This window comes from Streptomyces sp. NPDC093089, from assembly GCF_044754405.1.
Taxonomy (GTDB): Bacteria; Actinomycetota; Actinomycetes; order Streptomycetales; family Streptomycetaceae; genus Streptomyces.
This window is the reverse complement of sequence record NZ_JBIVPA010000009.1, coordinates 233,660-251,607: the sequence shown is the minus strand read 5'-3', so window position 1 is coordinate 251,607 and position 17,948 is coordinate 233,660. Positions and strand designations below refer to the sequence as shown.

Here is a 17,948-nt window from a genome sequence, read left to right as displayed (position 1 = left end):
GGAGTCCACGGCCGTCGCCTCAGGCTCCGGCCGCCTCCGCGAAGGCAGCCGCGTCCCAGGTGCCGCCGAGCGCCGGCGCGAGCCAGCCGGCCGCCGCCGTCCGGAACTCGGCGGGGGTGAGCGACCCGGAGCGCTCCGGTACCGCGCCGAGCAGAGGCGCGCCCGCCGATTCCGGCAGGTCGGCGAGGTTGCAGCGGGCCGCGAGGTCCGGCTCGGCGGGCCAGCTGCCGACCACGACACCGAGCTGCTCGATGCCGCGGGCGCGGAGCGCCTCGCCCGTCAGGGCCGTCGTGTTGAGGGTCCCGAGGCCGGCCGGGACGACCACGAGGACGGGCGCGTCGAGGAGCGCGGCCACGTCGGCGAGGGTTCCGCCCTCCTCGTCGAAGCGCACGAGGAGCCCGCCCGCCCCTTCGACGAGCACCAGGTCGTGGTCGGCGGCGAGCTTCCGGGCGGCCTCGGCGACCTCCCGGGGCCCGACCGGGGCGAGCCCGGCCCGCCGCGCGGCCGTGCCCGGGGCCAGCGGCTCCGGGAAACGACCCAGCTCGGCGGAGGTGACGGCGCCGGAGAGCCGGACGACCTCGTCGGCGTCGCCCCGCTCGTCCGGTCCGACTCCCGTCTGCGCCGGCTTGAGGACGGCGACCGACCGGCCCGCCGCGGTGGCCGCGGCGGCCACCGCGGCGGTCACGACCGTCTTGCCGATCTCCGTCCCCGTACCGCTGACGACGATGATTCCCACTGCTGCCCAGTCCTTCCGTTGAGCCCGTCGGGCCCGGGGTTCCGTCGAGCCCTTCGAGCCCGCCGGACCCCTGGGCCCGTCCGGTCGGTTCAGCCCGCCGCCGCGGCGGCGCGGACGGCCGCGCAGATGCGGGCCAGGTCCTCGTCACCGGTCACGTACGGCGGCATGGTGTAGATCAGGTCCCGGAACGGGCGCAGCCACACGCCCTCGCGGACGGCCGCGCGCGTGGCCGCCTCCATGTCGACCGCGTGGTCGAGCTGGACGACGCCGATCGCGCCGAGCACCCGCACTTCGCGCACGCCCGGGAGGACGGCCGCCGGGGCGAGCCCTTCGCGCAGGCCGGTCTCGATCCGCTTGACCTCGACCTCCCAGTCCTGGGAGAGCAGCAGGTCGAGCGAGGCGAGGGCGACGGCCGAGGCGAGCGGGTTCCCCATGAAGGTCGGCCCGTGGGCCAGGATCGGCACCTCGCCCTGCGAGATCCCGTCGGCGACCCGGCCCGTGCAGAGCGTCGCGGCCATCGACAGGTAGCCGCCGGTCAACGCCTTGCCCACGCACATCACGTCGGGGGAGACGCCCGCCTGGTCGGCGGCGAACAGCTTGCCCGTCCGGCCGAACCCGGTCGCGATCTCGTCGAAGACGAGCAGTACGTCGTGCGCGTCGCACGCCTCGCGGAGCACCCGGAGGTAGCCGGGGTCGTGGAAGCGCATGCCGCCGGCGCCCTGGACCACGGGTTCCACGACCACGGCGGCCAGCTCGTGCGCGTGGCGCCCGATCTCCGTCCGCAGCAGTTCGGCGTAGGACTCCTCGTACGCGACCGGCGGGGCGTCCACGAACACCTGCCGCTGGAGCACGCCCGACCACAGCTCGTGCATCCCGCCCTGCGGGTCGCACACCGACATCGGCTGCCAGGTGTCGCCGTGGTAGCCGCCGCGCCAGGTGAAGAGCCGCTGCTTCTCGGGCCGGCCGAGGGAGCGCCAGTACTGCAGGCACATCTTGGCCGCGACCTCGACGGAGACGGAGCCCGAGTCGCTGAGGAAGACGTGCCGCAGCGGCTCGGGGGTGATCTCGACGAGCCGGGCGGCGAGCAGGACGGCCGGCTCGTGGGTGAGCCCGCCGAACATGACGTGGCTCATCTTCTCCAGCTGGCCGCGCACCGCCTCGTTGAGCACGGGGTGGTTGTAGCCGTGGATCGCCGACCACCACGAGGACATGCCGTCGACCAGCTCGTCCCGACCCTCCACCGGCTCTGCGAGGCGGAGGCGCACCCCGGACGCGGACGCGACGACCAGCGGCTCCGCCCGGCCCGGCATGGGGCCGTACGGGTGCCAGACGTGCGCCCGGTCCAGGGCGAGGAGTTCGTCGTTACGCATTCGGCGCCAGGTCCGTGCCGGCACCCCGCCGGCGCACCGCCACCAGGTCGGTCCGGGCCCCGTTCGGCGCGGCCTCGGCCTCGGCGACCGGCGCCTCCGCCGGAGCCTCCGCGTGACCGCCGCACGGGCCGCAGCCGCCACCGGCGTGCGAGCCGCAGCCCGCGCCCTCCGCGGACGTGGACGCCTGCGAGCCGCAGCCGGCGCCCTCGGCGGAGCCGTGCGAACCGCAGCCGCCGCCCGCCGCGGCGAGCGCGTCGGCGCGGTGCTTCGGCAGCGTGGTCGTCCCGGCGCCCTCCACCTCGAAGCCAGCGTCCGCGATCATGTCCAGGTCGGCCTGGCCGGCCTGGCCCTCGCTGGTCAGGTAGTCGCCGAGGAAGATCGAGTTCGCGATGTTCAGCGCGAGCGGCTGCATCGAGCGCAGGTGCACCTCGCGGCCGCCCGCGATCCGCACCTCGACGTCGGGGCAGACGAACCGGACCATCGCCAGGATCCGCAGGCAGCGCTGCGGGGTGAGGTTCCACTCCTTGGCGAGCGGGGTCCCCTCGAAGGGGATGAGGAAGTTGACCGGCACCGAGTCCGAGTCCAGCTCGCGCAGCGCGTACACGACGTCGACCAGGTCCTCGTCGCTCTCGCCCATGCCCGCGATGAGGCCCGAGCACGCCGACAGACCGGCGGCGTGCGCCTTCTGCACGGTGTCCACGCGGTCCGCGTAGGTGTGGGTCTTGGTGATGCCGCCGTACGTCGCCTCGGACGTGTTGAGGTTGTGGTTGTACGCGTCGGCGCCGGCCTCGCGCAGCCGCTCCGCCTGGCCGTCCGAGAGCAGACCGAGGCAGGCGCACACCTCGACGCCCTCGTTCTGCTCCTTGATCGCCTCGATGGTCTTGCCGACCCGCTCGACGTCGCGGTCCGTCGGACCGCGCCCGCTGGCCACCAGGCAGACCCGCTTGGCACCGCCCGCGACGCCCGCCGCGGCGGCCTGGGACGCCTCGTCCGGCTTCAGCCACGTGTACTTGAGGATCTCGGCCTTGGAGCCGAGCCGCTGGGAGCAGTACGAGCAGTCCTCGGGGCACAGCCCCGACTTCAGGTTGACGAGGTAGTTGAGCTTCACCCGACGCCCGAACCACTGGCGGCGCACCTTGCCGGCCGCCGCCACCACATCGAGCAGTTCGTCGTCGGAGGTCGCCAGGACGGCGAGCGCTTCTTCACGGGTCGGCAGCTCGCGCCGCAGCCCCTTTTCCACCAGCGTGTTCAGCAGGTCCATAACCGCAGATCCTTGCCTACCGCCCGCCCCCGGGCCAAGGAGGAACCGAACAAACGCCTCCGATTGAGGTGTGTGGATGACCACATCACGACCTCGGCATACTCCGGTTAGGGTCTGTGCGCTGCCTACAAAAGGATCGCCGCATGCCACAGGCCGACGACGCACGGGCCGCGGGCCCGCGCCGGACCGCGTTCGACTGGACCGACGCCGAGGCGCGCCGCCGGGCGGAGGCCGGTCTCGTCCGGACGCTGCGGCCCCGCGCGGCCGAGTCGGACCTCCTCGACCTGGCGAGCAACGACTACCTCGGACTGACCCGCCGCCCGGAGGTCACCGAGGCGGCGGCCGAGGCGGCACGGCGCTGGGGCGCCGGCTCCACCGGCTCGCGGCTCGTCACCGGCACCACCCGGCTGCACACCCGCCTGGAGCGCGAACTCGCCGACTTCTGCGGCTTCGAGGCGGCCCTGGTCTTCTCCTCCGGCTACACCGCCAACCTGGCGGCGCTCACCGCGCTCGGCGGCCGGGACGCGCTGATCGTGTCCGACGCCGCCAACCACGCCTCGATCGTGGACGGCTGCCGCCTGGCCCGCGCCGAGACGTCCGTCGTCCCGCACACCGACCCCGAGGCCGTACGCAAGACGCTGGAGGCGCACCCCGGCAGGCGTGCCCTGGTCGTCAGCGACTCCGTCTTCTCCGTCGACGGGGACAAGGCCCCGCTGTCCGCACTCGCCGGGGCCTGCCGCGCGCACGGTGCCGGGCTCGTCGTGGACGACGCCCACGGCTTCGGCGTCCTCGGTACGGGGGGCAGGGGCGCCCTGCACGAGGCCGGGCTCGCCGGCGACGAGGACGCCGTCGCCACCCTCACCCTCTCCAAGTCCCTGGGCAGCCAGGGCGGTGCCGTCCTCGGCCCCGCCCGGGTGATCGAGCACCTGGTCAACGCCGCCCGCACCTTCATCTTCGACACCGGACTCGCCCCGGCCGCCGCCGGCGGGGCGCTCGCGAGCCTGCGCCTGATCGCCGCCGAGCCGGGCCTCGCCGAGCGGGCCCGTACGGTCGCGACCACCCTGCACCGGCTGCTCACCGACGCCGGCCTCGTCTCGGCGAGGCCCGACGCGGCGGTCGTCTCGGTCCGCGCGCCCTCCCCGGAGGCGGCGTTGGCCTGGGCGGCGGACTGCCGCGAGCAGGGCCTCCTCGTCGGCTGCTTCCGGCCGCCGTCGGTGCCCGACGGCATCTCGCGGCTGCGGCTCACGGCCCGCGCCGACCTGACGGACGCGCAGATCGAGCGTGCGGTGGCGACGATCCTGCGGACGGCGCCCGTCGTCTGAGCCGGCGGCCCTCGGGGGTGGGGGGGGGGGGGGGGGGGGGGGGGGGGGGGGGGGGGGGCCCGCCCCCCCCCCCCCCCCCCCAACCACACCCCCAGCGCGTTCACGGGCCGCAGAGTTCACCGCTTCGGGCGACAGATGGGGACATATCTTGGTGGAACCCCGCCCGGGGCGGCACGATCGGTGGCACTCTGACGCGAAGCGCAATCCGGGGCAGTGCTCCCGGCGGGAAAGGGACAGCGTCGCCATGGCAGATCACCAGGAAGCATCCGTCACTCTGCCGAGCGAACCCGCCTCGGTCCCCACGGCCCGGCGCTACGTCGCGGAGGTGCTCGCCGGCTGGGGCCTCGACGACGACGGCGAGACCGCCGACGCGATCCGTCTGATCGTCTCGGAGCTGGCCACCAACGCGGTCCTCCACACCTTCGGCCAGTCGCCGACGTTCACCGTCGACGTACGGCTGGTGCGCGAGGAGGTCCTCCACGTCGGCGTGACCGACAGCCATCCCCGCCGGCCCCGCCGCCTTCCGGCCGCGGTCCAGCAGGACAACGGCCGCGGCCTCGTCATCATCCGCTCGCTCGCGGCCGAGGCCGGTGGCCGCCTGTCCGTCACGCCGACCGAGGAGGGCGGCAAGACGGTCGCGATCACGCTCCCGTGGACGGCCGCCCGGGTGGCGATCTAGCGGACCGGGGGAGGAGGAGCGGGGCGGCGCCACCCCGCTCCTCTTCGCGGTCCGCGGGTCCGGCTCAGTGGCCGGGGGCCGTCAGCGGACGCGGCCGTAGTAGACCTTCGACGACCAGATCCTGTCGAGCTTCACCCAGGACCCCGTCTTGGGCGAGTGCCAGATCTTGCCGCCGCCGGCGTAGATCCCCACGTGGTAGACCCTTCCACCGGAGTGGAAGAAGACCAGGTCCCCCTGTTGTCTGCTGGACGCGGAGATGTGCCGGGTGTTGTTGTACTGCTGCTGCGCGGTGCGAGGCAGCCACTTGCCCGCCTTCTTGTACGCGTAGAGCGTCAGACCGGAGCAGTCGAACCGGGTGGGTCCGCTGGCTCCGTACCGGTACGGCGATCCCTTCTTCGAGGCGGCGACGCTCAGTGCCGTGTTCGCGTGTGCGGTGGCTGCCTGGGCCTCCGGCGCCGCTCCTGGTGCGAGCAGCGTGCCGCCGACGGCGGCGAGGGTGAGAGCCGAGACGGCTCCGGCCCGGGACAGCAGGGACGGGACGTGCATCTGCGCAGTCATGCGCAACCCTTCGTCAGCCGCCTGCGAAGGATGACCTGTCGGGTTCGGGCTGGCGAAGATGCCCGGCCGCGGTTGCGGCTTCACCCCAAGGAACGGCCTCGCTGCCGGAACAGCGCGTTCGTCCCGTAAAAATCGGGTCCTCCACTCCTGCCGATCCAATCCTGTCGACCAGACGTCCGGGACAGCGGCAGGACTCGGCGTCCGCCCGGACCGCCCCGCCGCGGTGGCGGGGGCTTGTCGTCGTCAGGGATCTTGACTCACGACATGGGCGAAAACCGAGCTGAAACGGCGATATGTGAGGCTCCTCACGACTGATCCATTCAGGTGGACAGGGAGCCTTTGTGATCTTCGGAGGTTTGGCCAACGAGCCCCGCACCTGCGATGGAGCGTTCGATTCCGCCAAATGCGTACACCTGTTGCGCAACTTGCCCGCGTGCTGTGTCGACTCATCGACTACGCCGAACGGGGGAGGGAATCTGCGGCGCGTGTCGGCCGACCGGACCTCGACACGACACGCCGGAATGTCAACTCGCGCGGGTGCGGGGGACGGTGACCCGGTCGGCGCGGCGCTCGCCGTCCAACACCCGCAGGGCGCGCGCCAATGTGTCGGAGTGCACCTCGCTCTCGCCCCGCATGTGCATGAGTGTCAGGGCCTCGCGCAGTGCCTCGGCGCGTCCGACCAGGGCTTGTGCCGCACGGAGTGCCCCATAAGTATGCGATCCCCTGGATGGATTGATCTTCCCCAGGAGGTCGACGACTTCGAGGTACGCGTCGACGAACTCGCCCTCGGCCCGCGTCAGGGCGGGCAGGGGCGGCAGTTCGGGAACCATGGCCGGCTCACCGCGCCGCGCCGCCGGCGGAGCCCCGCCGGCTGGTGAGCACGTGGTCGACCAGGCCGTACGCGACCGCCGCCGGGGCGTCCAGGACCGTGAGGCGGTCGATGTCGGCGTCGATCCGCTCCCGGCTCCGGCCGGTGTGTTCGGTGAGGATGCCGGCCACCACGCCCCGCAGTCGGAGCAGTTCACGCGCCTGGAGGTCGAGGTCGCTCGGCTGCCCTCGCAGCGGCTCGTCCAGGGTGGGCTGTTCGAGCGTGACCCGGGCGCCCGGCAGCATCATGCGCTTGCCCGGGGTGCCGGCGGCGAGCAGGACGGCGGCGGTGAAGCCGGCCTGCCCGAGACAGGTCGTCTCCACGTCGCAGGAGAGCGTCCGCATCGTGTCGTAGATCGCGGTCATGGAGCTGATCGAGCCGCCGGGGGAGTTGATGTACAGCGAGACGTCCCGTCCCGGCATCGCGTAGTCGAGGTGCAGCAGTTGGGCGATGACGTCGTTGGACGAGGTCTCGTCGATCGGCGTGCCGAGGAAGACGATCCGGGATTCGAGCAGCTTGGAGTACGGGTCGAGGGTGCGGGTTCCGAAGCCGGTCCGCTCCGTGAACTCGGGCAGGACGTAGCGCGCGTCCATGGCGGGCACCTCCATCTGTAAAAAATGTACAGGACGTACAGACCGTAAGATGTGGAGCATGACCTACGAGATCCCGGTGACGCAAGCCCGGGCCGAGCTCGCCGACCTCATCAACCGCGTCGTGTACGGCGGTGAGCGCGTCGTCGTCACCCGCCACGGGAAGCCGCTCGTCGCCCTCGTCTCCGCCGCTGACCTGGAGGAACTCGAGGCCGCGGAGAAGCCCGCCGACGAGCAGGTGGTCAGTTCGGTCTCCGGGCTCCACGCGGTCGACTCCGCTCCCGGCGAACAGCGCCGCTTCGGCATCGCCGCCCACCACCGCGACCCGGGCGCTTCCTGAACGGCGCCGTGGACCCGGGCGCTTCCTGAGCGGAAGCCGCGAAGGACCGCGTGCCCCCGACCGTCACGGTCGGGGGCACGCGGTCCTTCCGGGGGAGGGGCTCAGCCCGCGAGTGCCGGAGCGGGTGCGGGCGTCGGGGTTGCCGTCGCCCCGCTCCGGCGGGCGCCGAGCAGGGTCGCGGTCAGGCCCGCCGCAGTCCAGAGGGAGAGGACGAGGAGCGGCCCGCCGGCCGCCGCCCCGTCGAAGGCGGACACCGAGCGGAGTGCCGAGCCGCCGGCGCCCGGCGGCAGCCACTGGCCGAGGGCGCCGATGCCGGCGGGCAGCATCTCCGGCGCGCTCGACATGCCCGAGAAGGCGTTGCCGAGCAGGATCGTCAGCACGGCCGACAGGCCGAAGCCGGGCTTGCCGAGCAGGGTGGCGAGCCCCGCGAAGGTCGCGCCGATCGCCAGGACGGTCAGGCCGAGGACCCCGGCCTCGGCCCACCAGGCGCCGGCCAGCACGCCGAGCCAGCTGTCGGCGAGCGCCGCGCCCACGATCCCGGCGAGCGCCGCGGCACCGACCAGCGTGGCGACGGCCCTGGACCCGCGCAGCCCGAGCAGGACGGTGGCGGCCCCGGTGGCCGCCCCGACGAGGGCGAGGGGCAGCAGGCTCGCGCCGAAGGCGGCGCCACGGGGGTCGCCCGCCGGTGCCGCCACCACGTCCGTGACCTGGACCGGCGACCCCGCCGGTGCCTGCGCGGCCACCGCCTCGCGCAGCAGCCCGGCGACGACGGGGCTCCCCGCGGACGCGGTCAGGAGCCGCGTACCGCCGGGGGTGACGACCACGGCGCCGTATACGTCGCGGGCCTCGACGGCGGACCGGGCGGCGGCCTCGTCGGCGTAGCGGTGGATCTCGAAGGCCCCTTCGTGCCGGTCGAGGCCGCGTTCCACGGCGTCGGCCGCGGTGGCGGGTCCGGCCACGCCGATCGGCAGGTCGCGGGGGGCGATCCGGGCGGCCGGCCAGGCGAAGACCCACAGGGCGAGGGCGGCCACGACCGGTATGAGGAGGAGCACCGCGAGGGTCTTGCGCCCTGCTGAGGGCGAGGGGGTGGTGGCGGTGGGCATCGCTGCCTCGATTCAAAGAGAAGGATCGTTCGTTTTGCGTCGGTCACTGTGCGCCGCCCCTCGACGGTTGTCAAGAATGAATATTCGTTTTAGATTTCGGGGCATGGCACGTGTCTCCCAGGAACACCTCGACGCCCGGCGGCGGCAGATCCTCGACGGCGCCGCGCGCTGCTTCGCCCGCACCGGCTTCCACGCCACGTCCATGCAGGACGTGCTCGCCGAGGTCGGCCTGTCCGCCGGCGCGGTCTACCGCTACTTCCGCGGCAAGGAGGAGCTGATCGCGGCCATCGCGACCGAGGCCTTCACGGCGATCCGCGGCGCCTTCGAGGAGGCCTCCCGTGCCACCCCGCCGCCCACGCCCGACGTCCTCCTCGGCGCGGTGCTCCGCCTCTTCCTGGAAGAGCGGATCAAGGGCGCAGACCGGCAGGCCTTCGCGCGCCTGATCATCCAGGTGTGGACGGAGACCCTGCGCAACGAGCAGCTGGCCGAGACCCTCGCGGACGGCTACGACGGCATGCGGGCCGCCTGGACCGCGCTGGTGAACGCCTACCGCGAGAGCGGTCTCCTCCACGCCGATGTCCCCGCCGACCACGTGGCCCGCACCCTCATCGCCACCGCGCAGGGCTTCATCGCCCAGCAGGCGCTCTTCGGCGACGTGGCCGTCGAGGTCCTGGAGGACGGCCTGCGCGGGCTGATGTCGATGTCCGTGCCGTCGGACGCGATCCCGGCCGCGCCCTCGGGCGTGGACGCGACGCCGACCCCGACCGCGCCCTCGGCGGCGGGCGCGTCCCGCGGTGTCGATCCGGTCGGATGATCATGTAAATGCAAAGGCGCAGTTAACGAGCCGGAAAAACTTCCGCCCTAACGTGCAATCTCCGGCCGCTCACCGCATCTCCTCAGTTCAACAGGGTGTTGACGGTCGGTAGGGTCCGCAGCTGTCCGGGTTCCGTCCCGGTCGACGACTGTGAGGTGGAAGAGTGCAACTGAGCCCGCACGAGCAGGAGCGCCTGCTCATCCATGTGGCGGCCGACGTGGCCGAGAAACGCAGGGCCCGCGGGGTCCGCCTCAACCACCCCGAAGCCGTCGCGCTGCTGACCTCCCACATCCTGGAAGGCGCCAGGGACGGGCGGACCGTCGCGGAGCTGATGGCCTCCGGGCGCAAGGTGCTCACCCGCGACGAGGTCATGGAGGGCATCCCGGAGATGATCCACGACGTCCAGGTCGAGGCCACCTTCCCGGACGGCACCAAGCTCGTCACCGTCCACGACCCCATCGTCTGACGGGCGGCCGCAGATGATCCCCGGAGAGATCCTGTACGGGGACGGCCCCGTCACCCTCAACGAGGGCCGCCCCGTCACCCGCCTCACCGTGCTCAACGCCGCCGACCGCCCCGTCCAGGTCGGCTCCCACTACCACTTCGCCGAGGTCAACCCCGGCCTCGCGTTCGACCGCGCCGCCGCGCACGGGCGGCGCCTGCACATCGCGGCCGGGACCGCCGTCCGCTTCGAGCCCGGCATCCCCGTCGAGGTCGAGCTCGTCCCCCTGGCGGGCCGCCGGGTCGTACCCGGCCTGCGCGGCGAGACCGCGGGCCCCCTCGACGCCACCGACGAGCACAAGGACGGCGACCGTGCCTGACCTCCACCGTGCCGTGTACGCCGACCTGTTCGGCCCCACGACCGGCGACCGCATCCGCCTCGCCGACACCGACCTCCTCGTCGAGATCGAGGAGGACCGCTGCGGCGGCCCGGGGCGCGCCGGCGAGGAGGCCGTCTTCGGCGGCGGCAAGGTCGTCCGCGAGTCGATGGGCCAGGCGCGGACCACCCGCGCCGAGGGAGCCCCCGACACGGTGATCACCGGAGCCGTGGTGATCGACCACTGGGGCGTCGTCAAGGCCGACATCGGGATCCGGGACGGCCGGATCACCGCGCTGGGCAAGGCCGGCAACCCCGACACCATGGACGGCGTCCACCCCGACCTCGTGATCGGCCCCGAGACCGAGGTCATCGTCGGCAACGGCCGGATCGTGACCGCGGGCGCCGTCGACGCCCACGTCCACTTCATCTCGCCGACCGTCGTCGAGCAGGCCCTCGCCACCGGCGTCACCACCCTCGTCGGCGGCGGTACCGGACCGGCCGAGGGCACCAAGGCGACCACGATCACGCCGGGCCCCTGGCACATGGCCCGGATGTTCGAGGCCCTGGACACCTTCCCCGTCAACATCGGCCTGCTCGGCAAGGGCAACACGATGTCCCGGGAGGCGATGCACTCCCAACTGCGCGGCGGCGCGCTCGGTTTCAAGATCCACGAGGACTGGGGTGCCACGCCCGCCGTCATCGACGCCTGCCTGGGCGTCTGCGAGGAGACCGGCGCCCAGCTCGCCATCCACACCGACACCCTGAACGAAGCCGGATTCGTCGGGGACACCCTCGCCGCCATCGCCGGCCGCACCGTCCACGCGTACCACACGGAGGGCGCCGGCGGAGGGCACGCCCCGGACATCATCTCCGTCGTCGGCGAGCCGTACGTGCTGCCCAGCTCGACCAACCCGACCCGGCCGCACACCGTCAACACCATCGAGGAACACCTCGACATGCTGATGGTCTGCCACCACCTCAACCCGGCCGTCCCCGAGGACCTCGCCTTCGCGGAGTCCCGCATCCGGCCCTCGACCATCGCCGCCGAGGACATCCTCCACGACCTGGGAGCCATCTCGATCATCTCCTCCGACTCCCAGGCCATGGGCCGGATCGGCGAGGTGGTCCTGCGCACCTGGCAGACCGCCCACGTCATGAAGAAGCGGCGCGGCGCGCTGCCCGGCGACGGCCGTGCCGACAACCACCGGGCCCGCCGCTACGTCGCCAAGTACACGATCAACCCGGCCGTCGCCCAGGGCATGGACCACCTCATCGGCTCGGTCGAGCCCGGCAAGCTCGCCGACCTGGTCCTGTGGGAGCCGGCCTTCTTCGGGGTGAAGCCGCTCGTCGTCGTCAAGGGCGGTCAGATCGCGTACGCGCAGATGGGCGATGCCAACGCCTCCATCCCGACGCCCCAGCCGGTGCTGCCCCGCCCGATGTTCGGCGCCCTCGGCCGCGCCGCCGCGGCCGGATCGGTCAACTTCGTCGCGCAGGCGGCGATCGAGGACGACCTGCCCCGGAAGCTCGGGCTGCACAAGGAGTTCACCGCCATCGGCTCCACCCGGCGGATCACCAAGGCGGACATGCGCGAGAACGACGCCCTGCCCCGGGTCGAGGTCGACGCCGACACCTTCTCGGTGACCATCGACGGAGAGCCGGTCGAACCCGCCCCCGCCGCCGAACTGCCCATGGCCCAGCGTTACTTCCTCTTCTGAGGGGCTCCCATGACGTCACGATCGGCCCTCCTCGTGCTCGCCGACGGGCGGTTCCCCGCCGGCGGGCACGCCCACTCCGGCGGGGCCGAGGCCGCCGTCCGGGCCGGCCGCGTCACGGACGCCGCCGGCCTGGAGGCGTTCTGCCGCGGCCGGCTGCACACCACGGGCCTCACCTCCGCCGCCCTCGCCGCCGGGGCGGCGCACGGCCTCGACCCGCACGAGCTCGACGCTGCCGCCGATGCCCGCACCCCCTCGCCCGCCCTCCGTGCCGCCGCCCGCAGGCTCGGCCGCCAGCTCATGCGGGCCGCCCGTGCGACCTGGCCGAGTCCCGAACTCGACGCGCTGGCCGCCGCCTTCCCGCGCGGCGCGCACCAGCCCGTCGTCCTCGGCGCCACCGCCAGGGCCGCCGGAATCGGCCCCGAGGACGCCGCGCACTGCGTCGCGTACGAGACGGTCGGCGGTCCCGCGACCGCCGTCGTGCGCCTCCTCGGCCTCGACCCCTACCAGGCCACCGCCGTCCTGGCCCGCCTCGCGCCCGAGATGGACGAGGTCGCCGGGCGCGCGGTCGCCGCGGCCCGGCAGGGCGTCGACGCGCTGCCCGCCGCCTCCGCGCCCCTCCTCGACCTCACCGCCGAACAGCACGCGGCCTGGCCCGTCCGCCTCTTCGCGTCCTGACCAGCCCGACCCCACGGAGCCGCTCCATGCACCTCGACCACGGCCACACCCACCACGGCGCCGTCTCCGCCGACGCCCACCGCCCCGACGGCACCCGCCGCGCCCTGCGCATCGGGCTCGGCGGACCCGTCGGCTCCGGCAAGACCGCGACCGTCGCCGCGCTCTGCCGGGTGCTGCGCGACACGTTCTCCCTCGCCGTCGTCACCAACGACATCTACACCCGCGAGGACGCCGAGTTCCTGCTCCGCAACGCCGTCCTGCCGCCCGAGCGGATCCGGGCGGTGGAGACCGGCGCCTGCCCGCACACGGCGATCCGCGACGACATCTCCGCCAACCTCGAAGCCGTCGAGGAGCTGGAGGACGCCGTCGGCCCGCTCGACCTGATCCTCGTCGAGTCCGGAGGCGACAACCTCACCGCCACCTTCTCCAAGGGGCTCGTCGACGCCCAGATCTTCGTCATCGACGTGGCCGGCGGCGACGACATCCCGCGCAAGGGCGGTCCCGGCGTCACCACCGCCGACCTCCTCGTGATCAACAAGACCGACCTCGCCCCTCATGTCGGTTCCGACCTGGCGCGGATGGCCCGTGACGCCGAGGAGCAGCGCGGCGAACTGCCCGTCGCCTTCACCTCGCTGCGCGCCGAGAACGGCGTCGGCCCCGTCGCCGACTGGGTCCGGGCCCGACTCGGGGCATGGACCGCGTGAGCCTGAGCGCCACCGCGCGGATCGCCGCCACCGCCGACGGAGGGCTGCCGCTCCTGGTGAGCGACGGGCCCCTCGCCCTGCGCCGCACCCGGGCGGCGGGACCGTACACCCGGGTCACCGTCGTCGGGGCGATGAGCGCTCCGCTCGGCGGCGACCGGCTCGCGATCGAGACCGAAGTGCGCGACGGGGCCCGGCTCCTGGTCGACGCGGCCGCCGCCACCCTCGCCCTGCCGGGCCGGAGCAGCGAGCCGGCCGCGTACGACGTCCGGATCTCCGTCGGCGAGGAGGGTGTGCTGCGCTGGCTGCCCGAGCAGCTGGTCTCCGTGCACGGCTCGGATCTGCGGATGCGGACCACGGTCGAACTCGCCCCCACGGCCCGGCTCGTGCTGCGCGAGGAGCAGATCCTCGGCCGGCACGGCGAACCGCCCGGCACCCTCGTCACCCGGCTCACCGTCCGCCGGGCCGGCCGCCCGCTGCTCGACCAGGAGCTGGCCTTCGGCCCGGGCGCGCCCGGCGGCTGGGACGGCGGCGCGGTCCTCGGCGGCCACCGGGCCGTCGGCCAACTACTCGTCGTCGAGCCCGCGTTCACCGCGAAGCCGGTGGAGTCCCGGTCGATCGGGGAACACGCCGTCGTCGCCCCGCTCTCCGGGCCCGCCGCCCTCGTGACGGCCGTCGCCCCGGACGCCCTCGCGCTCCGCGGGGTCCTCGACGCGGCCCTGGCCGAGCTCGCCCCCTTCTGACCGGCTCCGACAGGTCACCGCTCAGCGGTACACACCTCTCCGGTTATTGGTTCGGCAAAGAAACACACGTTCGCTCTTTCATCGTGTGCCCCAGGGACGAAAGGATCCCCCGGACAACCCGATACGCGGCGCCGCCACGGGGGCGGCGCCCACCCTGGGGGAGGACCATTGAGACGTACAGCCATGCTCGGCTCGGCCGGCACGCTGATAGCCGGCACGCTGGTCGCCGGCGCCATCGCCGCGCCGGTGGCGAACGCCGACAGCCGGCACCTGCGTGACGCGGAGTCGATCGGCGTCGCCGTCGCCGCCGCGCGCGCCGCCCAGGCGGGCATCGACTGGCAGGACTGCCCCGCCGACTGGGGCCTGGAGAAGCCGATCCAGTGCGGCTGGGTCACCGTCCCGGTCGACTACGCCAAGCCCAACGGCAAGAAGATCAAGATCGCGGTCGACCGCATCAACGCCACCGGCACCCCCGCCGAGCGCCAGGGCGCCCTGCTCTACAACCCGGGCGGCCCCGGCGGCTCCGGCATGCGCTTCCCGCGCCGGGTCACCACCAAGAACAAGATCTGGGCGGGCGCCGCCAAGGCCTACGACTTCGTGGGCTTCGACCCGCGCGGCGTCGGCCACTCGGCCCCCATCTCCTGCGTCGACCCGACCGAGTTCGTCAAGGGCCCCAAGCCCGACCCGGTCCCGGACAGCGAGGCCGACAAGCAGGCGCAGCGCAAGCTCGCCGCCGAGTACGCCAAGGGCTGCGCCGAGAAGAGCGGCGACATGCTGCCCTTCATGACCACGCCCAACACGGCCCGCGACCTCGACGTCGTCCGCGCCGCGCTCGGCGAGAAGAAGCTGAACTTCGTCGGCGTCTCGTACGGCACCTACCTCGGCGCGGTCTACGGCACCCTGTTCCCGACGCACGTCCGCCGCATGGTCCTGGACAGCGTCGTGAACCCCTCGACCCGTTCCATCTGGTACGAGGCCAACCTCGGCCAGGACATCGCCTTCGAGGGCCGGCTCACCGACTGGATGACCTGGGTCGCCCAGCACGACGCCACCTACCACCTCGGAGACACCCTCGAAGAGGTCCGCGCGCAGTGGAACACCCTGCGCGCCGACGCCAAGAAGGCGCCCCTCGGCGGCAAGGTCGGCCCGGCCGAGCTCATCGGCTTCTTCCAGAACGCCCCGTACTACGACTCCATGTGGGCCCCCGTGGCCGAGGCCTGGAGCGCGTACGCCGCGGGCGACCCGCAGCCGCTGATCGACAACGCCGCCGCGGACCTCACGGACACCGCCGGCAACATCTCCGCGGAGAACGGCAACGCCGTCTACACCGCGGTCGAGTGCGCCGACGCCCCCTGGCCGACCAGCTGGAAGAAGTGGGACCGGGACAACTCCCGCCTCCACGAGCAGTACCCCTTCATGACCTGGTCCAACGCGTGGATGAACCTGCCCTGCGCGACCTGGTCCGTCCCGAGCCGGCGCCCGGTCGTGGTGAAGACCAACAAGGGCCTGCCGCCCGTGCTCATCACCCAGTCCGAGCGTGACGCCGCCACCCCGTACGAGGGCGCCGTCGAGCTGCACAAGCGCTTCAAGGGCTCGCGCCTGATCACGGAGAAGGACGCCGGCTCGCACGGCATCACCAGCCTCGTGAACCCGTGCCTCAACCCCAAGGTCGAGGACTACCTGCTGACCGGCAAGCTCGACGCCACGGACCAGACGTGCGCCCCGCACGCCACTCCGCAGCCGTAGCACCCGGCACAGCGACCTGAGGGAGGGGCGGGCCGTCCGACGGCCCGCCCCTCCTGCCGTCGTCCCGGCTACCGCGCCGAGGAGGCCATCCAGGCGTCCTCCGCCGCGTAGTCGAAGAAGTCCACCCCGTACTTCGCGAGGCCGGGGAACGCCTCCCGCCAGTCACGGTCCGCCAGGTGCCCGGTGAGCCACGCCACCGTCTCCGGCAGCGACGCCGCGTACGACACCACCGGCCGGTACCCCAACTCCCGTCCGGCCGCCGCCATGTCGTAGACGACCGGGTGCTCCGCCGTCCACGGGGTGAGCCCCACGACCCCCTCCGGCGGCCCCTCGATCGGCACCGTCTCGCTCTCCACCCCCAGGACCGCGTCGATCGCGGCCCCGATCTCCGCCACCGTCGGCGCCTCGGGGTCGGCGCCGTTCAGGACCCGGCTGCCCGGCCGCGCCGCCGAGAGCCGGACGAGCTCCGCGAGGTTGTCCACGTGCGCCGGGTGGAACCGCGACGCACCGCCGTACGCGAGCGGACGGACCGGACGCCCGTCGAGCGCCCGCTTCACGAACCACAGCTCGCGCGGACCGGGGCAGTACGGCCCGTGGATCGCACCGGCCCGCAGCAGCGTCGTCGGCAGCGCGTCGCCCGCCGCGAGCAGCTCCCGCTCCAGCGCCACCTTCCGCGTGCTGTACGTGGAGTCGCCGGGCGCGACCGTCCGCCAGTCCTCCGCGACCGGCACCGGGAAGGCGGGGAAGCCGTCCGGCCGGTCCTGGGTGTCGAAGCTGCGGCCCTCGCCGTCCTCGTAGACCGCGCCGCTCGACACCACGACCGCCGAACCGATCCGGTCGGCGAGCCCGGTCAACTGCCGCCCGTGCGCGCCGTCGTAGGCGACGATGTCGACGAGCACGTCGCAGCCGTCGCCGAGCGCCGCCGCGAGCGCCCCCTCCTCGGTGCGGTCGAGCCGCACCGTACGGACCCCGTCGGGCCACCGCCCGTCCCTGCCGCCGCCCCGCGAGGCGGCCGTCACCTCCCAGCCGTCCGCGGCGAGGGCCCGTACGGCCGCCCGCCCCACCTGCCCCGACGCACCCAGCACGAACGCGTTTCCCTTGGTCATGACCGCGACGCTAGAGGAGCCGGGACGGGCGGACCGGGCGATTGCGCCGTGCGCGGATCCGCCCTCAGCGTTCCCGGCGCGGGAACTTCCGCGGGGCTCCGCCGTCCGCCGCCTCCGCGGCCTTGACCACCGCCGCGTAGTCGTCGACGTACTCCTGCCCGGACAGCCGCAGGATCTCGTACATGATCTCGTCGGTCACCGCGCGCACCACGGCCCGCTCGTCCGCCGAACCCGCGAACCGGGAGAAGTCCAGCGGCGCGCCGAACCGGATGGTGACGCGGCGGATCCTCGGCACGACCTTCCCCGGCGGCTGGATCTCGAACGTGCCGACCATCGCGCACGGCACCACCGGCACCCCCGCGGTCAGCGCCATCACGGCCACCCCCACCTTGCCCTTGTAGAGGCGCCCGTCGTGCGAGCGGGTCCCCTCCGGGTAGATGCCGAGCAGCTCGCCCTTCGCCAGCACGCCGAGCCCCTCGCGGATCGCCGCCTGCCCGGCCTCCTTCCCGGAGCGGTCCACCGGGATCTGCCCGGCGGCCCGGAAGAACGCGGCCGTCAGCCGCCCCTTGAGACCGGGACCGGTGAAGTACTCCTGCTTGGCGAGGAAGGTGATCCGGCGGTCGAGCACCGCCGGCATCAGGAAGTGGTCGGAGAAGGAGAGGTGGTTGCCCGCGACGATCGCCGCGCCCTCCTCCGGGACGTGTTCGAGCCCCTCGATCCGCGGCCTGAACAGCAGCCTCAGGAGCGGTCCGAGCAGTACGTGCTTCATCAGGTGGTAGAACACCCGCGACCCCCGTTCGT

At 73.4% G+C, this 17,948-nt stretch carries 20 protein-coding genes and 1 riboswitch; of the genes, 11 read left to right on the top strand and 9 right to left on the bottom strand.

What is annotated here, in order from left to right:
• Positions 1 to 19: 19 nt before the first annotated feature.
• The 3 genes from bioD to bioB all read right to left on the bottom strand — a co-directional run bounded on the left by bioD (position 20) and on the right by bioB (position 3,367).
• The gene (gene bioD / locus ACIQFX_RS22595; protein ID WP_402466166.1) at positions 20 to 736 is read right to left on the bottom strand and encodes a dethiobiotin synthase; all 717 of its coding nucleotides are present in this window, start codon (positions 734 to 736) and stop codon (positions 20 to 22) included.
• Between the two features lie 89 nt (positions 737 to 825).
• Positions 826 to 2,106 (bottom strand): adenosylmethionine--8-amino-7-oxononanoate transaminase, encoded by a 1,281-nt coding sequence (locus ACIQFX_RS22590; protein ID WP_402466163.1) that lies wholly within the window; start codon positions 2,104 to 2,106, stop codon positions 826 to 828.
• Positions 2,099 to 3,367 carry a biotin synthase BioB gene (gene bioB, locus ACIQFX_RS22585; protein ID WP_402466161.1) on the bottom strand — a complete coding sequence of 423 codons (1,269 nt, stop codon included), beginning with the start codon at positions 3,365 to 3,367 and terminating at the stop codon, positions 2,099 to 2,101. Before bioB ends, ACIQFX_RS22590 begins: the two co-directional genes overlap by 8 nt.
• Before the next feature lie 143 nt (positions 3,368 to 3,510).
• Between bioB and ACIQFX_RS22580 the strand changes: the two genes are divergently transcribed.
• Both ACIQFX_RS22580 and ACIQFX_RS22575 read left to right on the top strand, forming a co-directional pair.
• Entirely contained in the window at positions 3,511 to 4,689 is a 1,179-nt protein-coding gene (locus ACIQFX_RS22580) for an 8-amino-7-oxononanoate synthase (protein WP_402466159.1), read from the top strand.
• 244 nt (positions 4,690 to 4,933) lie between these two features.
• Positions 4,934 to 5,368 (top strand): ATP-binding protein, encoded by a 435-nt coding sequence (locus tag ACIQFX_RS22575; protein ID WP_402466156.1) that lies wholly within the window; start codon positions 4,934 to 4,936, stop codon positions 5,366 to 5,368.
• Positions 5,369 to 5,449: 81 nt separating this feature from the next.
• Here the strand turns inward: ACIQFX_RS22575 and ACIQFX_RS22570 are convergent, their stop codons facing one another.
• The 3 genes from ACIQFX_RS22570 to ACIQFX_RS22560 form a co-directional block, all read right to left on the bottom strand.
• Positions 5,450 to 5,926, bottom strand: coding sequence for a C40 family peptidase (locus tag ACIQFX_RS22570; RefSeq protein WP_402466153.1), 477 nt, complete (start codon positions 5,924 to 5,926; stop codon positions 5,450 to 5,452).
• Between the two features lie 3 nt (positions 5,927 to 5,929).
• A riboswitch (cyclic di-AMP (ydaO/yuaA leader) is annotated at positions 5,930 to 6,136 on the bottom strand.
• A gap of 314 nt (positions 6,137 to 6,450) precedes the next feature.
• Positions 6,451 to 6,756, bottom strand: coding sequence for a hypothetical protein (locus ACIQFX_RS22565; RefSeq protein WP_402466151.1), 306 nt, complete (start codon positions 6,754 to 6,756; stop codon positions 6,451 to 6,453).
• A gap of 7 nt (positions 6,757 to 6,763) precedes the next feature.
• On the bottom strand, positions 6,764 to 7,402 hold the full coding sequence (locus ACIQFX_RS22560; protein ID WP_402466149.1) for a ClpP family protease: 639 nt from the start codon (positions 7,400 to 7,402) through the stop codon (positions 6,764 to 6,766).
• A gap of 43 nt (positions 7,403 to 7,445) precedes the next feature.
• Here ACIQFX_RS22560 and ACIQFX_RS22555 point away from each other — a divergent pair, with 43 nt between their 5' ends.
• Positions 7,446 to 7,724: a type II toxin-antitoxin system Phd/YefM family antitoxin gene (locus tag ACIQFX_RS22555; protein WP_367821744.1), complete on the top strand. Its 279-nt coding sequence runs from the start codon at positions 7,446 to 7,448 to the stop codon at positions 7,722 to 7,724.
• A gap of 101 nt (positions 7,725 to 7,825) precedes the next feature.
• Here ACIQFX_RS22555 and ACIQFX_RS22550 read toward each other — a convergent pair whose 3' ends face one another.
• The gene (locus ACIQFX_RS22550; RefSeq protein ID WP_402466145.1) at positions 7,826 to 8,827 is read right to left on the bottom strand and encodes an ABC transporter permease; all 1,002 of its coding nucleotides are present in this window, start codon (positions 8,825 to 8,827) and stop codon (positions 7,826 to 7,828) included.
• Positions 8,828 to 8,930: 103 nt separating this feature from the next.
• Between ACIQFX_RS22550 and ACIQFX_RS22545 the strand changes: the two genes are divergently transcribed.
• From ACIQFX_RS22545 to ACIQFX_RS22510, 8 genes are all read left to right on the top strand, one after another.
• On the top strand, positions 8,931 to 9,641 hold the full coding sequence (locus ACIQFX_RS22545) for a TetR/AcrR family transcriptional regulator (protein WP_402466142.1): 711 nt from the start codon (positions 8,931 to 8,933) through the stop codon (positions 9,639 to 9,641).
• A 163-nt stretch (positions 9,642 to 9,804) separates the two neighbouring features.
• The gene (locus ACIQFX_RS22540) at positions 9,805 to 10,107 is read left to right on the top strand and encodes an urease subunit gamma (protein WP_352022339.1); all 303 of its coding nucleotides are present in this window, start codon (positions 9,805 to 9,807) and stop codon (positions 10,105 to 10,107) included.
• A 13-nt stretch (positions 10,108 to 10,120) separates the two neighbouring features.
• Positions 10,121 to 10,462 (top strand): urease subunit beta, encoded by a 342-nt coding sequence (locus ACIQFX_RS22535; protein ID WP_402466137.1) that lies wholly within the window; start codon positions 10,121 to 10,123, stop codon positions 10,460 to 10,462.
• The gene (locus tag ACIQFX_RS22530) at positions 10,455 to 12,176 is read left to right on the top strand and encodes an urease subunit alpha (RefSeq protein ID WP_402466134.1); all 1,722 of its coding nucleotides are present in this window, start codon (positions 10,455 to 10,457) and stop codon (positions 12,174 to 12,176) included. Before ACIQFX_RS22535 ends, ACIQFX_RS22530 begins: the two co-directional genes overlap by 8 nt.
• 9 nt (positions 12,177 to 12,185) lie before the next feature.
• Positions 12,186 to 12,851 carry an urease accessory protein UreF gene (locus ACIQFX_RS22525; RefSeq protein WP_402466131.1) on the top strand — a complete coding sequence of 222 codons (666 nt, stop codon included), beginning with the start codon at positions 12,186 to 12,188 and terminating at the stop codon, positions 12,849 to 12,851.
• A gap of 26 nt (positions 12,852 to 12,877) precedes the next feature.
• On the top strand, positions 12,878 to 13,555 hold the full coding sequence (ureG, locus tag ACIQFX_RS22520; protein WP_402466128.1) for an urease accessory protein UreG: 678 nt from the start codon (positions 12,878 to 12,880) through the stop codon (positions 13,553 to 13,555).
• Entirely contained in the window at positions 13,552 to 14,295 is a 744-nt protein-coding gene (locus ACIQFX_RS22515) for an urease accessory protein UreD (RefSeq protein WP_402466550.1), read from the top strand. The genes ureG and ACIQFX_RS22515 overlap by 4 nt, the downstream gene beginning before the upstream one ends.
• A 168-nt stretch (positions 14,296 to 14,463) precedes the next feature.
• Positions 14,464 to 16,041, top strand: a complete 1,578-nt coding sequence (locus ACIQFX_RS22510) for an alpha/beta hydrolase (protein WP_402466125.1) — start codon at positions 14,464 to 14,466, stop codon at positions 16,039 to 16,041.
• Between the two features lie 68 nt (positions 16,042 to 16,109).
• On the opposite strand, the gene ACIQFX_RS22505 is transcribed toward ACIQFX_RS22510, so the two are convergent.
• Positions 16,110 to 17,147, bottom strand: coding sequence for an NAD-dependent epimerase/dehydratase family protein (locus tag ACIQFX_RS22505; protein ID WP_402466123.1), 1,038 nt, complete (start codon positions 17,145 to 17,147; stop codon positions 16,110 to 16,112).
• Positions 17,148 to 17,211: 64 nt separating this feature from the next.
• Entirely contained in the window at positions 17,212 to 17,931 is a 720-nt protein-coding gene (locus tag ACIQFX_RS22500) for a lysophospholipid acyltransferase family protein (RefSeq protein ID WP_402466547.1), read from the bottom strand.
• Between the last annotated feature and the right edge of the window lie 17 nt (positions 17,932 to 17,948).

Coding starts and splice junctions, on each gene's coding strand:
- ACIQFX_RS22580 (WP_402466159.1), top strand. CDS start 3,511: ATGCCACAGGCCGACGACGCACGGGCCGCGGGCCCGCGCCGGACCGCG.
- ACIQFX_RS22565 (WP_402466151.1), bottom strand. CDS start 6,756: ATGGTTCCCGAACTGCCGCCCCTGCCCGCCCTGACGCGGGCCGAGGGC.
- ACIQFX_RS22550 (WP_402466145.1), bottom strand. CDS start 8,827: ATGCCCACCGCCACCACCCCCTCGCCCTCAGCAGGGCGCAAGACCCTC.
- ACIQFX_RS22590 (WP_402466163.1), bottom strand. CDS start 2,106: ATGCGTAACGACGAACTCCTCGCCCTGGACCGGGCGCACGTCTGGCAC.
- bioB (WP_402466161.1), bottom strand. CDS start 3,367: ATGGACCTGCTGAACACGCTGGTGGAAAAGGGGCTGCGGCGCGAGCTG.
- ACIQFX_RS22545 (WP_402466142.1), top strand. CDS start 8,931: ATGGCACGTGTCTCCCAGGAACACCTCGACGCCCGGCGGCGGCAGATC.
- ACIQFX_RS22505 (WP_402466123.1), bottom strand. CDS start 17,147: ATGACCAAGGGAAACGCGTTCGTGCTGGGTGCGTCGGGGCAGGTGGGG.
- ACIQFX_RS22570 (WP_402466153.1), bottom strand. CDS start 5,926: ATGACTGCGCAGATGCACGTCCCGTCCCTGCTGTCCCGGGCCGGAGCC.
- ACIQFX_RS22535 (WP_402466137.1), top strand. CDS start 10,121: ATGATCCCCGGAGAGATCCTGTACGGGGACGGCCCCGTCACCCTCAAC.
- ACIQFX_RS22525 (WP_402466131.1), top strand. CDS start 12,186: ATGACGTCACGATCGGCCCTCCTCGTGCTCGCCGACGGGCGGTTCCCC.
- ACIQFX_RS22560 (WP_402466149.1), bottom strand. CDS start 7,402: ATGGAGGTGCCCGCCATGGACGCGCGCTACGTCCTGCCCGAGTTCACG.
- ACIQFX_RS22575 (WP_402466156.1), top strand. CDS start 4,934: ATGGCAGATCACCAGGAAGCATCCGTCACTCTGCCGAGCGAACCCGCC.
- ACIQFX_RS22555 (WP_367821744.1), top strand. CDS start 7,446: ATGACCTACGAGATCCCGGTGACGCAAGCCCGGGCCGAGCTCGCCGAC.
- ureG (WP_402466128.1), top strand. CDS start 12,878: ATGCACCTCGACCACGGCCACACCCACCACGGCGCCGTCTCCGCCGAC.